Here is a 15264-nt window from a genome sequence, read left to right on the forward strand (position 1 = left end):
TACTCACTGAGCTAATTTATCATCACTTGCCAAGGTAATGTTTTCTGTTTTAATGATGCTCAGTTCAGCTAAGTTACCTATAACTAAGTCCCTTTGAGCTAAGTCCCCTGCATCAGATCAGAGAGTAAATCTACATAGCAGAATTATCGCTTTCCTGGCTCTGGTTCGAGTTTTTTGACTAGCCTTTGGTTGTTAAGGTTTTGTAATTGATTTAAGGCCGCTTCAACTTCACAGACACCATGAGATTCAACTAGATAGTTGGTAAGTGTTCTTGATTCTCCTGGTGTCTGTGGCCTTCTTAGGAATAACACGCAAATAACGGCTCTTTGCTGAGCTGAAACTTGTAAATTGCCAAATTCAGTATTACAAAAGCGATAAAAGTATTTATTTACTCAGTTTGAAATTTTTGACTTATCATTAACTGATTCATTTGTACCCGTTCATCAACAGCCTTTTTGCACCTTATTTTCTACCAGTGATACACAGGTTCACGGTTACTTTTTTGATTGTAACCCAGGTAATACGGCTGATAGAAAGAGGACATTGCTCTGCAAATAATGACATCATATTCAAAGCCTCTTTATTAAAACATTTATTTATATCAATTAATTATGCACTTTCACTACATAATGGTGCATAATTACTCATAAAAAAAGCATAGTTAAACTATGTCTTTATCATTTATGCAAGCCGTGTCACTGTCTTATTGATTTGAAAGCGTGATTATTTTGACATTTCTAGTCAAAACTGAGCTTATGTGATTATAATTAAAGAATATATGACGCTAAGGTCTCGCTAACACTATTTATTTTGTTAGACTAGCCGTACAAAAATAATACCAATGATAAAACGGAATTTGTAGATGGATTTGATGGCGAAAAAAAATACTCATGCGATACGCCAACTTCCTAAATTAAAATCGCTACTTAAAAAGTATCGACAGCTTAAAAGTATGCAGTCAGGTTTGTTACAGCTGTCTGAATTATCTAATTCGACAACCGATCTAGATGGGTTTTATCACGGTCTTGAGGCTGTGATTAAGACCTTACTGGCTACTGACAGTTTCAATATAGCCTTGTTAAACCCCGCTAACGAATTACAATTAACTTACTGCCATAATCCTGTAGAAAAGCTTTTATATCAAGATCTAAATTTAGCTAAAGAACGAAAAAATCTAACCGGCTTAGTTTTACAGCGCCAAGCACCCGTGCATTGTTCTGCCAAAGAAAGAATCGCACTTGCCAAAGCGGATAAAATTTTCTTGTCTGGCTCTGTTTGGATAGATTGGCTTGGTGTGCCATTAAAACGTAACGGACAAGTTATCGGTGTTATTTCTCTACAAAGTTACGATAAAAAACGCTATTTTTCTGAGCAAAACTGCCAAATTTTAGAGTTTATTGCTGAACATTTAGTCACAGCTATAGATCGCGTTCAAAGTAGAGAGTTATTAGAGTCTAGTATTCAACAGCGTACCGTTAAATTAACGCAAACCAATCAACAGTTACAGCGTGAAATTGTTGAAAGGCAATTGGCAGTTAAAACACATCAGGTACTACTTAATATTTCTGAGCTAACAACAAAATCACAAGCTATATCAGAATTTTATCAAGTGTTGCATCAAGAAATCAATAAGCTGTTACCCGCAAAAAATTTTTATATCGCATTATTATCTGAAAATAAAAGCCAATTAGAATTTCCTTACTATTGTAATGAGAAATTTGCACAGCCCGCAACAAAAAAGCTCAACGACGGCTTGTCTGAAATGGTTATAAGAAAGGGTAAACCTATTCTGTTAAGCGATAACATAATTTACACCTTAGCGGCAGAGGGTGAAGTAACACAAGATGACTTTAGCTCGCTATGTCCTGATTTCGCCTTAACACAGGCTTGGCTGGCCGCTCCTTTATCTAATCAGGGTGAGATTTTTGGGGTTATTGCTATCCAGCATTATCAAGACAAAAATGCTTATCATAGTAAAGATCTCGAACTGATGCGTTTTGTTAGTCACCATATTGCAATTGAAATTTCACGACAAAAAACCCAACAACAAGCAATAAAAAACCATGAAGTACTTGAAGAAATAGTCAATAAACGCACCCAAGAACTCCAAGTAAGCAATCTCAATTTACGTATGCAAATTGAAGAACGTCGAAAAGCAGAAGCACGTTTATATTATGATGCCCATCATGATGCATTAACACAACTACCGAATAGAACAATGTTTTCAGAACGTTTAACCTATGCTATTCGGCATTTAAAGCGCCATCCTAACCATAAGTTTGCCGTTTTATTTATTGATTTAGATCGCTTTAAAATAATCAATGACACTCTAGGACATCACGCTGGCGATCAATTCTTAATCGAAATTGCGCGCCGCTTAGACCACTGTGTGCGCGACAATGACATTTTAGCCCGGTTAGGTGGTGATGAGTTTGTGGTGTTATTAGACTCATTACGAGCAACTGAATATATTAAAGAAATTGCATCTCGTATCATTACATCAATTGCACAACCCTTTGAATTTGATGGCCATACCTTGTATTCAAATGCCAGTATCGGTATTGCTCAAAGTCGGGCTAACTATAAAGATGCCAGCGAAATATTACGCGATGCTGATGCAGCAATGTATGAAGCAAAAAATTTAGGGCGCGGTCGATACGTTTTCTTTGAGGACAGTATGCGGGAAAAAATCATTGCTAGTATGACGCTTGAACAAGAATTAAGGCGAGCTATTCAAAGTAAACAGTTTGAGTTACATTATCAGAAAATTTCAGATTTAACCTCAACTAAAACTATAGGTTTTGAGGTGTTTTTACGTTGGCAGCATCCAACCAAGGGTTTATTAACCCCAAGTGAGTTTCTTTTTATGGCAGAAGAAACTGGTATGATTTTGGATATAGAAACCTGGGTGATTGAACAAGTTTGTTTGCAATTAAAACGATGGCAACAGTCAAAAGAATATGAGCACACTTATATTGGTGTCAACCTATCAGGCCGTCACTTAATTCAAGCGGACCAATTAGCAAAATTAATAGCTTTAATTAGTGCTAATACGGCTGAGCCCGAACGACTGATTCTCGAGTTTAATGAATCTGCTTTTGCTCGACATACCGAACTAGCACTTAAAGGCTTACACAGATTGAAAGAACTTGGCGTTAAGTTAGCTTTAGATGATTATGGTGTTGGTTTATCGTCGTTTAATTTTTTACATAACTACCCGTTTGAATTTATTAAACTCGATCGCAGTTTTATCCGTACGTTAAATCACAATGATAAAAACTTATCTTTAATTAAAGCCTTGCATGAACTGGGGACAAAATTTGGCTACCAACTAGTGGCTGAAGGCATTGAATCTGAAGCCATGTTCAAGAAACTACAAACCGTAGGTTGTCAATTTGGCCAAGGCTATTATATTAGCCGGCCAGAAAAAATAGTGGACAATAATGCTAATACTAAAAGTTATCTTGATACTAACAGTAATGCGGTAGCAATCATTCAGGCCTAGTTTATCGCTCGAACAAGTTAACACTAACCCTTGTGAAAAAAGCCTTCAATACGTAAGGCAATACCAGGGGTTGTGGTGTAATTTTCTTGCTCGGGAAACTCAACAAAAGGCTCTATTTCAAAAAATAACCAATCGCGCAAGGCATTAAAGCGGTATCGATAACTTAAGGTGTACTTATCAATAAAAAAACCTCGTGCGCCGTTGCGTTCACCTTCAGCTTGGAAACTCAGCACTGATGCCGTGGTGTGATTTATTTGCTCTAGTTTATAAAAACCATGCTTCCAGCGAATACCACTAAAGGCGGCTGAGCCTCGAATACTATAATTTAGCCGAAAAAGTGATTTGCTACTTAATTGATAATCGTACTCCAGCAATAATTTAGCGCCAAAGCCATCATTAAGGTAATAATACATTGACGGTTCAACTAAAAAACCTTGCTTGGGATTGATAGTTAAACGACGTTTATGTTTTGCTCTAGCAAATAGATCTCCACCTGAAATACCCAAACGATAATTCATGAGCCGGTCATTTTTTTTATCATCTGTATAGTTTAGTGCTAAAGAAAATTTTTCTTCTTCAGTGCTCGAATTGGTGTTGACTGACTCTAGCGGTAGATTGTTTAGTTCATCATCTATTTCGTCAGATAACACCACACTAACTCTGTCTTGAAAGTGCGGCAATTTTACACGCAATCGAAAGCGAGGCTTGATTTCACTCCAGTCGCGACTTTTTGGCAACCAAGCAAAACTAATTTTTGCGGTTGTTTTTGGACTTTGTTGTTCACTATCATTTGCAATAAAAAAACTATCAAACCATTGTGCTGATTGAAAAACGGAGTCAGAAACCGTTTCATGCAATCCTTGCATCCAGTGTCCATCTTCTTGTTCAGTGGGCACTGTTACTTCTGCTGAAGCATAAGCTTGTGCTGAATTTGCAAATACAAAGTAGAATAACACTAGGCAAAAATGCCAATAATACTGATTTTTACAATACATTCTTATCAAAATTTGTTTTACCTCATTATTTATCATATCAGTTGGTGATTTTTTTTCTATAAACTTTATAATGAAATCAAATAAATTATAGGAGTTTTTTATGGGCGGTATAAGTATTTGGCAATTATTAATTATTGCGGTCATTGTCGTGTTATTGTTTGGCACAAAAAAAATACGTAATTTGGGCACTGATTTAGGATCAGCAGTGAAAGGCTTTAAAAGTGCAGTAACTGACGATACAGCAAAAAAAGAAGACGCTAGCCAAGAAGATCTAGCTAATAACGAAAGTTTAGGTGATAAAACAGCTAAAAAAAGCACTGTGGCTGAAAAAGAGAAAGACCAAGTCTAATGTTTGATATAGGTTTTTGGGAACTGCTATTAATTGCTATTATTGGTCTGGTCGTACTAGGGCCCGAGCGCTTACCCGTAGCAATTCGTTCTGTGCGTAGCTGGATAACTAGCATGCGTAATTTTAGTGAGGGCGTTAAAAATGAACTCACCGAAGAGCTGCGTATTCATGAACTGCATGCTAATTTAAAGAAAGCTGAACAAGCTGGCATGAAAGACTTATCACCAGAAGTTGCAGCGTCAGTGAAGTCACTAGAAGAAGCGGCCGCAATGGTCAATAATCCTTATCAAACAGCTGAAAAAACAACAGAGTCGTCTGAAAAAGTTGAACAGCTCAATGATAATAAAAATGAAAAGCAGAGTAAATGAGTTCAGCCGCTAAACAAAATCACACATTATTTGATCACTTATTAGAACTGAGAACACGATTATTACATGCCGTGTTAGGTGTGTTAGTTGTTTTCTGTTCGTTGATTTACTTTGCCCAAGATATTTACCAATATGTCGCAAAGCCACTTTTGGCTGTTATGCCAGAGGGGACGCAAATGATCGCGACTGATGTAGCATCTCCCTTCTTTACGCCATTTAAACTTACTATTGTCTTATCGATATTTATTGCCATGCCATACATTTTATATCAATTGTGGTCGTTTATAGCGCCGGGTTTGTATAAGCATGAAAAACGTTTAATGGCCCCCTTAATGCTGGGTAGTACCTTATTGTTTTATGGCGGTATTGCCTTTGCATACTATGTGGTGTTTCCAGTTGCTTTCGCATTCTTTTCTTCGGTAGCACCCGATGGCGTAACCATTGCGACAGACATTAGCAGCTACTTGGATTTTGTTTTAAAACTATTTTTTGCTTTTGGGGCAGCATTTGAAATCCCCATTGCCATTATATTACTGTGTTGGACTGGGGTAACAACTCCTGCTAGCTTGCGCACTAAACGCCCCTATATTGTCGTTGGTGCATTTGTCGTTGGTATGTTGTTAACACCACCAGATATTATTTCTCAAACCATGCTGGCATTACCCATGCTACTGCTATTTGAGTTAGGCATTATTATCGCCTCTGTTTATTATCGAACAGAGGAAGAAACAGAATCAAAGGAAGAACAATAATGAAAAATAATTCTATTATAACGCTTACCATTTTGACCTTGTTATCATTAGTAACAAAAGCAGAAACACTTAATGGCAGTTTAGCCCAATGTCTAAAAATTCAAGAAAATTTAGCGCGTTTAGTTTGTTTTGATGACTTAGCTGAGCAAGCTGTACCGACCGACAATGTGACCACTAAAATAGAAAAAAATGCGCCCAAAGCTAAAGCCGAAAAGGCCATGGTTCTTACATCAACAAAAGTAGCAGACTTTGGTGCTGAACATTTAACCACATACAAAGTAGCTGAAGAAGACCAACAGGTTGTGTTAACTGTTGAGCAGTTAAGTAAAGATCACTATAATAAATGGCGCTTCACCTTTACAAACGGTCAACAATGGCAGCAAACTGATAATGACTTTCTTAGGGTTGAAGTCGGCGATAGTGTCTTACTTAAAAAAGGCTTTATGAGTGCGGTTTACTTGAAGAAAAACCAACCAGATTCCAACAGAAAAATTCGTGTTAAACGCTTGAAATAACGAGTTTATAATACCTTGATTGATATTGGTGTTAACTTAACCAACACACGGTTTGACAAAGACCTTTCAGCTGTTATTGCCCGCGCTAAAGCAAAAAAAATTAATGCCTTACTGGTTACTGGCACTAATATTTTTGCAAGTAAGCAAGCGATTGAGCTTTGCCAGGATTATCCAGACTATTTATATAGTACTGCTGGTATTCATCCGCATGACGCAGACCATGCCGAAATAAATTTCCAACAACAGCTGGCTGATTTAGCGCAAAATAACTGCGTTAGAGCTATTGGTGAGTGTGGGCTAGACTTTAATCGTAATTTCTCAAGTGCCGTCAATCAAAAAAACGTTTTCACTCAGCAAGTGGCGTTAGCAGAGCAACTACAATTACCCTTATTCTTACATCAACGTGATGCCTTCGAGCCTTGGTTTGAAATTTTAAAACCTTATATTGCTCGTATTCCGGCGATGGTTTCCCACTGCTTTACCGGCAATCAAAAACAGTTACAGCAGTGCATAGATGCTGACATGTATATTGGCATTACAGGTTGGCTTTGCGATGAGCGTCGTGGTCAAGAGTTACGCGAAATTGTACCTTTTATTCCACTCGATCGACTGATGATCGAAACAGATGCGCCTTATTTAACGCCAAGAAACATTCGTCCAAAACCCAAGAGTAGCCGTAATGAACCTAGCTACTTACCTTATATTGTCACTGTTTTAGCTGAATTAATGGGTTATAGTGAACAGGAAGTTATCAAACAAACGAGCCTTAATAGTGAAAGCGTTTTCAATTTAAGTACTCGCAATGCCTAATTCAGTACTGATGTTGCTTGTCGCTATGGTGGTGAAGAATTTTACTTGATCCTGCTTGAAACAGATAAAAAGTGGGCTTTAGCTTTGGCAGAAGAAATTTGTCAACGTGTGCGCCAGTAAGATATTTTCAATCATGAAAACGTTATTCATTTAACCGTCAGTTATGGTGTGACAACGTATCAGCAAGAGCGAGGTGTGACACCTAAAATTAGCTTGATAAAGCAGATAAAGCCCTTTATAAAGCTAAGCAAGCTGGTTGAGATCAAGTACAAATAATACCCATTGAAATAATGAATCTGTTAGCTTAGTGCTTCAACAGTCATTTGATAAAAAGCAAAATATGTTAAGTATTGTTATTTATCATATATTTTTGAGCCTTTATTTAATCACTACTGAGCTTCCTATGGGCTAGCTGAAAAATCTTATAGCTAAGTTGTAAATACATTAACTCAATGGGCATAGGTATAAGTAAAATTAAATTATTATAGGAAATAAGTATGAACAACGTCTTTGGCCAATATCCCGCCCGTCGTATGCGTCGCATGCGCTCTGATGACTTTTCACGACGTTTAATGTCAGAACATCAACTGAGTGTAAATGATCTGATTTACCCTGTTTTTGTCTTAGAAGGTGAAAACCAGTGTGAAGCTATTGCCTCTATGCCGGGTGTCGAACGCAAAAGTATCGATCTGTTATTAGAAGAATGTCAGGAACTGGTAGCTCTAGGCATACCTGCGATTGCCATTTTTCCAGTAACCCCAGCTGATAAAAAATCACTATTGGCTGAAGAAGCTTATAACATTGATGGTTTGGCTCAACGCACCGTGCGAGCAGTGAAAGCAAAGTTTCCAAGCTTAGGCGTAATCACTGACGTTGCCTTAGACCCATTCACTACCCATGGGCAAGATGGCATTATCGATGATAACGGTTATGTACTGAATGACGTGACTAAGGATATTTTAGTTAAACAAGCCTTGTCTCATGCACAAGCGGGTGCTGATGTTGTTGCTCCTTCAGACATGATGGATGGTCGTATCGGCGCTATTCGTCAAGAGTTAGAACTGCACCATTTTGTTAATACGAAAATACTGGCTTATTCGGCCAAATTCGCCTCTAGCTATTATGGTCCGTTTCGTGATGCTGTAGGCTCTGCAGGTAATATCAAAGGGGGTAATAAATTTTCTTATCAAATGGATCCCGCCAATAGTAATGAAGCCTTGCATGAGGTTGCACAAGATATTCATGAAGGTGCAGATATGGTGATGGTTAAGCCAGGCATGCCATATTTAGATATTGTGCGCCGAGTAAAAGATAATTTTCAAGTGCCGACTTATGCATATCAAGTCAGTGGTGAATATGCGATGCACATGGCCGCAATTCAAAATGGCTGGTTAGCAGAAAAACCTTGTGTAATGGAAGGTTTGTTGGCATTTAAACGAGCCGGAGCAGACGGTATTCTTACCTATTTTGCTAAGCGAGTAGCGCGTTGGTTAAAAGAAGCACAAAACATGTAAACAGCTGTTGAAATACTCAAAACTGTGCTGAATTTACGTTCATTTAATAGTCGTGCTTCATAGCACGGCTTTTTTATGCTCAGAAGCCAAGCACCATTTTTTCTCCCAGACGCTAATAGTTATAATAACTAACAGTACGAGTTTAATGATTTTTCAGTCTGGCGTGGCCAAGACGCTTAATTCATTTTCAAAGTCAATGTACAAGCGATAACCTAGGCGGGCAATATGGTTATTTTCTTGCTTTAATTCATCATGAATTAGCGCGTGTTGCATTAGCCAAGCTTTCGGTAAGGACAAGAGCAAAGCTTTCTCATTGAGCCTTATGTGGTAGTTTGGTAATTTATCGTCTTTGCGGCGACGGCACAACTTTACTGCTAAGCGCAGAATAATTAATAATTTTGTCGCACTTTCAGCGTCTATCGCTGATTGTTGCTCAATAAGTGCTGGGTTGATATCACCTTTATAAAAAGTGACCAAACTAACGAGTAATTGCCGATCTGATTGACTAAAGCCCGCGAGATCTGCATGAGTAAGAATATAGGCACTGTGCTGTTGATGATATTTGTACTCAAGCAATAAGCCTATTTCATGCAAGTCCCCACTGGCCAATAATAACTCTAATGCATTACCCTCAGGTAGATTCCATGTGCTTTTCAATTGGGTAAACAGCGTGCGAACTTGCCGCTTAACACTATCGGCATGTTGTTGATCAATATGAAAACGTTCGCTTAACGCCTGAATAGTGCGCTGGCGAATATTGGTTGTGTGACTATTGGGTAACATTTCGTATAATAAGCCTTCACGTAAGGCACCACTAGAGAGTGTTAACTGTTGAATAGAAAATTGTTGAAATAAGGCAATGAGAATAGCTAAGCCACTGGCAATCACAGGACTTCTCTCTGTTGATAAACCGGGTAAATTGATATCCTTGATATGCTCAAAGGTTTGTAATTGTTTTTGAACCTGATAAAGAAAGTCTAATGAAAGCACACTGGGCTTATGTTGATAAATCAACATTTCGGCTAATGCTTGCATAGTACCTGAACCCCCTAGTACGCATTGCCAACCGATATCACAAAAACCAGCTTTTACCGTGGCAATAGTCTGTTCAGCGGCGGATATTGCATGAGCGAAGTTTTCAGCCGTAAGCGTACCATCAGGAAAATATTGTTGATTATAAGTGACACAACCCAAGTTGAGGCTATGGGCTTGTTTAACCCTAAAGCCTCGGCCAACAATAATCTCTGTACTAGCACCGCCAATATCTAAAACTAAGCGTTTATCTGCGCTATAACTGGTATGAGCTACACCAAGGTAGATGTGCTTAGCTTCAGCAATGCCACTTAACAAGGTGACTTTATGACCCAAAATCTTCTCAGCTTTGGCAATAAAATCAGCACGATTATGCGCTAACCTTAAGGTGGCGGTAGCAACAATTCGAATATTTTCTTTGGGGATATCTTGCAGGCGCTCGGCAAAAAAACTTAAACATTCTAAGCCTTTTGCCATGGCTTGCTCAGACAATATGTTTTCTGCACTCAGGCCAGCAGCAAGGCGCACTTTACGCTTTACTTTATCAACAACCTGCACACTATCGGCAAGTTGTCTAGTGAGCAACATATGGAAGCTATTAGAGCCTAAATCGACCACGGCATACAGAGGTGATAAAGTCCCCATTGAAGTGGTCGTCATTAATTAGCTGTTCCTTTGAGGCCTAGTACCTGGATTGCGGCTTCGATTTTGGCCACCATTGTGAGGCTTATGACGACGCGGGCGTGGTTTAGGTCTTGGTAAGTCGGTCAATAGCGCATCATGATGATATTTACTGACAGGTAATGAATGCTCAATGTAGCTTTCAATTGCCGGTAAATTAAAAACATATTGCTCACATGCTAAGCTAATGGCATGGCCAGTAGCACCAGCTCGACCTGTACGACCAATACGATGTACATAATCTTCACAGTCATCAGGTAAGTCGAAATTGAATACATGAGTCACGGCTTCAATATGTAAACCACGTGCCGCTACATCGGTAGCGACTAAAACATCGAGTTGCCCCGCAGTAAATTGCTCTAAAATTTTCAGACGTTTCTTTTGAATAACGTCACCGGTAAGCATACCAACACGAATATTATCCGCTTCAAGGTGGGCATATATTTTTTCACAAACATGTTTAGTGTTGGCAAAAATAATCGCTTTATCTGGCCAATCTTCTTCAATCAATGTTTGTAGTAAAGACATTTTATCTTCGTTAGAAGGATAAAATAGCTCTTCAGAAATACGAACATTGGTTTTCTGGTCGGGTTCTACTTCAACACTGTCAGGATCGTTCATGTGTTCAAAAGCTAATTCTTTAACCCGAAAAGATAAGGTAGCAGAAAATAGCATACTTAAACGCTCATTCGCTGCCGGCATTTTTCCAAACATATAACGAATATCTTTAATAAAGCCTAAATCGAACATACGATCAGCTTCATCAAGTACCACAACTTCGATATTACCAAGGTTATAAATACCTTGTTTTAAGTAATCAAGTAAGCGACCACAAGTGCCGATCAAAATATCTACACCTTGTTCAAGTTCTTGGCGTTGACTTTCGTAACCTTCACCACCATATACAATACCAAGACGTAACCCGGTACTTTTTGCCATTTCAATGGCATCGCGATGAATTTGAATAGCAAGCTCACGTGTTGGCGCCATAATTAAGGCACGCGGTTGATTGTGGCTAACATCTTTTTTCTGTAATAAATGATGAAATGTTGCAGCTAAAAAGGCAATAGTTTTACCTTCACCAGTTTGCGCTTGACCGGCAATATCTTTGCCCGTCATGAGTATAGGAAGAGACTTTGCTTGAATTGCAGTACAATATTCAAAGCCCATTGATTCGAGGCCGTTTACCACGGTAGGCTCGAGCTTAAGTTCGGAGAACTTTATTTCTGTTAAGTGTGTTTTTTTCATACCGCTAGCTTAACAGGTTACGCTATTAATAAAAATTAGATTCACATAAAAGCCTTAATAAATTGATAGCATTAGTTGATTTTGAAATAAAACGTCGATAACTGTTATATATCAATGTTGGTAATTGATGGTGATGAAGGTATAATCTTAAACAATTGGCGATAGGCCACCTTTAATGGAGATATAAATGAGCGATAAAATTGTTCAGTTAACAGATGATAGTTTTGACACTGATGTAATCAATGCATCTGGTTTAGTCCTAGTTGATTTTTGGGCTGAATGGTGTGGACCATGTAAAATGATCGCGCCGTTGTTAAATGACGTTGCTGAAGAATATGCTGGTAAATTAACTATCGGTAAATTAAACATTGATCAAAATTCTAACACTCCACCTAAATACGGCATTCGTGGTATTCCTACGCTGTTGCTATTTAAAGATGGCGTTGTCGCTGACACTAAAGTTGGTGCGTTATCAAAAACTCAATTAAAAGAGTTTATTGATAAGAATTTATAAAAAAAGGCCCGAATAATCGGGCCTTTTTGTTTTTTAGCTAAAGATCAACTAAGTGATCCTTTACGGCTTTGCTTTTTAATGCTAAATTTAGATTTCGAACAAAAGAACATCTCAAAACCATACTCAAACATCCTAAATCGCCAAACGGCGCAGCATAACAACCTAAATAGTCTAAGAACCCACCACTATGAATCTTAATGAACTTAAAGAAAAGTCGATCAGCGAACTAATTCAGCTCGCAGAATCAATGAAATTGGAGCATTTGGCTCGTAATCGCAAGCAAGACATTATTTTTGCCATTTTAAAAGCCCATGCTAAAAGTGGTGAAGATATTTTTGGTAGTGGTGTTTTAGAAATTCTACAAGATGGCTTTGGATTTTTGCGATCAGCAGATTCTTCTTATTTAGCCGGTCCTGATGATATATATGTATCACCAAGCCAAATACGCCGATTTAGCATGCGTACCGGTGATACTATTAACGGTAAAATTCGCCCACCAAAAGATGGCGAACGTTATTTTGCGCTATTAAAAGTTAATGAAGTTAACTTTGATCGACCTGAAAATTCTCGTAATAAAATTCTTTTTGAAAACCTAACACCTATTCATCCAACCAATCGTATGACGATGGAACGTGGTAACGGTTCGACTGAAGATATTACCGCACGTGTGTTAGATTTAGCTTCACCAATTGGTAAAGGACAACGTGGTTTGATCGTTGCACCACCGAAAGCGGGTAAAACTTTATTACTACAAAATATTGCCCAAAGCATTGCCCATAATCACCCCGATGCTGAATTAATGGTATTACTTATTGATGAACGGCCGGAAGAAGTAACAGAAATGCAACGCTTAGTTAAAGGTGAAGTTATTGCTTCTACCTTTGATGAGCCAGCGAGTCGTCATGTTCAAGTAGCAGAAATGGTTATTGAAAAGGCAAAACGTTTAGTTGAACATAAAAAAGATGTGGTTATTTTACTCGATTCAATTACTCGATTAGCACGTGCGTACAATACGGTTATTCCATCATCAGGTAAAATATTAACTGGTGGTGTTGATGCCAATGCCTTACATCGTCCAAAACGCTTTTTTGGTGCAGCGCGTAATATTGAAGAAGGTGGTAGCTTAACTATCATAGCAACAGCCCTTGTTGATACTGGCTCTAAAATGGATGAAGTTATCTACGAAGAGTTTAAAGGCACAGGTAATATGGAATTACACTTATCACGCAAAATTGCAGAAAAACGTGTTTTCCCAGCCATTCATTTTAACCGCAGTGGCACACGTCGTGAAGAGTTATTAACTAAGCCTGATGAATTACAAAAAATGTGGATATTACGTAAAATCGTCCATGAAATGGGTGAAATTGACGCGATGGAATTCATGATTGATAAACTGGCGATGACAAAAACTAATAATGAGTTTTTTGATTCGATGAAGCGCCAGTAATACCAAGATAAAAATTGTTTAATAATGCCAGCAAATGCTGGCATTATTATATCAGCAATAAAATTACCTTCTTATAGTAATTGAACAATAATGGCTGCTGCTAAGTGGGTCTAAACATGTGATATCCATTTTACTTTCAATCACCCTCGCACGCTAATCCTCAATAATGTGCTCCTGCTTTCTTTTTTTATTTTACCTCGACATATAAGAATGTATACCTGTAGGAAAGTGATGTGCTTAGATGGATATAAAGCAGCTTTAATATTGCAATGACAATCGAAGTTGAAAAAATCATTAACATCATATTACTATCAATTAGGGGTTTTATCTTTCAACAGTTATAATACTGACAAATTTTTGGTTAAATTCTAATATCGTCTTTTGAAAGATTTCATCAATCAATTGGAGAAAGTAGCCTAACTAAAACCTCTTAGTCAGACAATTTCAAAACAGTATTTAGTTAGTCTAATTGCTGTAACTCATACACTAATAATACTGTAGCAAAACAACAAGCAGGCAGTAACAAGGTACAAGATAAATGAAAGTGATTACATGTCAGGTAGCGTCGTTAACACCATTAACAGAGCATGTTTATAAGGCGCTTTTAAAACCAAGTCAGCCTGTTGATTTTTCTGCCGGACAATATTTAAATTTTGTAATGAGTGACAATGATAAACGCCCTTTTTCAATTGCTAGTGCCCCGGGTGCACAATTAATTGAATTACAAATTGGTGCTTTTGGCTCAGACAGTTATCCAATGCAAGTTATTGAGCACATTAAAGCCAACACTGAAGTTACCATCGAAATGCCGCTGGGTAATGCGCAATTACGCGAAGAAAGTACACGCCCATTATTACTTATTGCCGGTGGTACAGGATTTTCATACATAAAATCTATGTTTGAATATTTAGCATTACAGCATTCTGAACGTGAAGTTATCGTTTACTGGGGCTTACGTGACCCAAGTGCGTGTTATGAGCTAGAGCAAACAGCAGCCATAATTAATAAGTTACCCAATGGTAAATTTACCCCCGTAATTGAAGCGCCAAATGATGATTGGCAAGGTCGCACAGGCATGGTACATAAAGTGGTGATGGCAGAAGTTAACAACTTAGTCGATTATGACATTTACTTAGCTGGCCGTTTTGAAATGGTCGCTGCCGTGCGTGAAGACTTTGTTAAGCAAGGCGCATTAATTGAACATATGTATGCTGATGCCTTTGCATTTATTTAATAACAATTTTATTAAATAATTGGCCACCTTTAGTGGTTAAAATAGCCTAGGGCTATTTTGTTGAACACATGGACGTGAATACTTAGGTTTAATCTAACACAATAAATATTACCCTTAAATTATTGCTATCAATACCCGATAGGTACAGAAATTGAAATCCAATCACTATCCATGGATTCATAGTTAAGCTCCAAAGGGGAGGCTGAACGATTAATGAATAATTGGTTTTATTTATAGTGAGAAAAATAACTAAGAAAGATCTACAGCCAATTTTTTCGAATAATTCAATTTCAGTTGTTA

The 15264-nt window shown here is 37.9% G+C and carries 13 protein-coding genes and 2 pseudogenes; 11 read left to right on the top strand and 4 right to left on the bottom strand.

Annotated elements, in window-relative coordinates; all coding sequences use genetic code 11:
• Positions 1 to 143: 143 nt before the first annotated feature.
• A pseudogene (locus tag H4J46_RS17325) lies at positions 144 to 332 on the bottom strand (DUF480 domain-containing protein); the annotation flags it as partial.
• A 539-nt stretch (positions 333 to 871) separates the two neighbouring features.
• Here H4J46_RS17325 and H4J46_RS12940 point away from each other — a divergent pair.
• Positions 872 to 3505, top strand: a complete 2634-nt coding sequence (locus tag H4J46_RS12940) for an EAL domain-containing protein (protein ID WP_182233873.1) — start codon at positions 872 to 874, stop codon at positions 3503 to 3505.
• A 23-nt stretch (positions 3506 to 3528) separates the two neighbouring features.
• On the opposite strand, the gene H4J46_RS12945 is transcribed toward H4J46_RS12940, so the two are convergent.
• Entirely contained in the window at positions 3529 to 4509 is a 981-nt protein-coding gene (locus H4J46_RS12945; protein ID WP_182233874.1) for a hypothetical protein, read from the bottom strand.
• Between the two features lie 91 nt (positions 4510 to 4600).
• On the opposite strand from H4J46_RS12945, the gene tatA reads away from it, so the two are divergent.
• The 7 genes and pseudogenes from tatA (at position 4601) to hemB (ending at position 8808) form a co-directional block, all read left to right on the top strand.
• Positions 4601 to 4849 (top strand): Sec-independent protein translocase subunit TatA, encoded by a 249-nt coding sequence (gene tatA / locus H4J46_RS12950; RefSeq protein WP_182233875.1) that lies wholly within the window; start codon positions 4601 to 4603, stop codon positions 4847 to 4849.
• Positions 4849 to 5217: a Sec-independent protein translocase protein TatB gene (gene tatB, locus H4J46_RS12955; protein WP_182233876.1), complete on the top strand. Its 369-nt coding sequence runs from the start codon at positions 4849 to 4851 to the stop codon at positions 5215 to 5217. Before tatA ends, tatB begins: the two co-directional genes overlap by 1 nt.
• A complete protein-coding gene (gene tatC / locus H4J46_RS12960) occupies positions 5214 to 5969 on the top strand; it encodes a twin-arginine translocase subunit TatC (protein ID WP_182233877.1) in 756 nt (251 codons plus the stop codon). The genes tatB and tatC overlap by 4 nt, the downstream gene beginning before the upstream one ends.
• Positions 5969 to 6484 carry a hypothetical protein gene (locus tag H4J46_RS12965; protein ID WP_182233878.1) on the top strand — a complete coding sequence of 172 codons (516 nt, stop codon included), beginning with the start codon at positions 5969 to 5971 and terminating at the stop codon, positions 6482 to 6484. The genes tatC and H4J46_RS12965 overlap by 1 nt, the downstream gene beginning before the upstream one ends.
• 15 nt (positions 6485 to 6499) lie before the next feature.
• On the top strand, positions 6500 to 7294 hold the full coding sequence (locus H4J46_RS12970) for a TatD family hydrolase (protein WP_182233879.1): 795 nt from the start codon (positions 6500 to 6502) through the stop codon (positions 7292 to 7294).
• An 18-nt stretch (positions 7295 to 7312) separates the two neighbouring features.
• Positions 7313 to 7414, top strand: a pseudogene (locus tag H4J46_RS17705) (hypothetical protein); the annotation flags it as partial.
• Positions 7415 to 7791: 377 nt separating this feature from the next.
• A complete protein-coding gene (gene hemB / locus H4J46_RS12980; protein ID WP_182233880.1) occupies positions 7792 to 8808 on the top strand; it encodes a porphobilinogen synthase in 1017 nt (338 codons plus the stop codon).
• 153 nt (positions 8809 to 8961) lie between these two features.
• Here the strand turns inward: hemB and H4J46_RS12985 are convergent, their stop codons facing one another.
• Both H4J46_RS12985 and rhlB read right to left on the bottom strand, forming a co-directional pair.
• Positions 8962 to 10500 carry a guanosine-5'-triphosphate,3'-diphosphate pyrophosphatase gene (locus H4J46_RS12985; RefSeq protein ID WP_259365833.1) on the bottom strand — a complete coding sequence of 513 codons (1539 nt, stop codon included), beginning with the start codon at positions 10498 to 10500 and terminating at the stop codon, positions 8962 to 8964.
• 3 nt (positions 10501 to 10503) lie between these two features.
• Positions 10504 to 11769, bottom strand: coding sequence for an ATP-dependent RNA helicase RhlB (gene rhlB / locus H4J46_RS12990; RefSeq protein ID WP_182233881.1), 1266 nt, complete (start codon positions 11767 to 11769; stop codon positions 10504 to 10506).
• A gap of 187 nt (positions 11770 to 11956) precedes the next feature.
• Between rhlB and trxA the strand changes: the two genes are divergently transcribed.
• From trxA to fre, 3 genes are all read left to right on the top strand, one after another.
• Positions 11957 to 12283 (top strand): thioredoxin TrxA, encoded by a 327-nt coding sequence (gene trxA / locus H4J46_RS12995; RefSeq protein WP_126670492.1) that lies wholly within the window; start codon positions 11957 to 11959, stop codon positions 12281 to 12283.
• Between the two features lie 187 nt (positions 12284 to 12470).
• Positions 12471 to 13730, top strand: a complete 1260-nt coding sequence (gene rho / locus H4J46_RS13000; RefSeq protein ID WP_182137176.1) for a transcription termination factor Rho — start codon at positions 12471 to 12473, stop codon at positions 13728 to 13730.
• Between the two features lie 538 nt (positions 13731 to 14268).
• Positions 14269 to 14964 carry an NAD(P)H-flavin reductase gene (fre, locus tag H4J46_RS13005; RefSeq protein ID WP_182233882.1) on the top strand — a complete coding sequence of 232 codons (696 nt, stop codon included), beginning with the start codon at positions 14269 to 14271 and terminating at the stop codon, positions 14962 to 14964.
• Positions 14965 to 15264: the final 300 nt, after the last annotated feature.

The organism is Colwellia sp. MB02u-6 (genome assembly GCF_014077095.1).
GTDB lineage: Bacteria > Pseudomonadota > Gammaproteobacteria > Enterobacterales > Alteromonadaceae > Cognaticolwellia.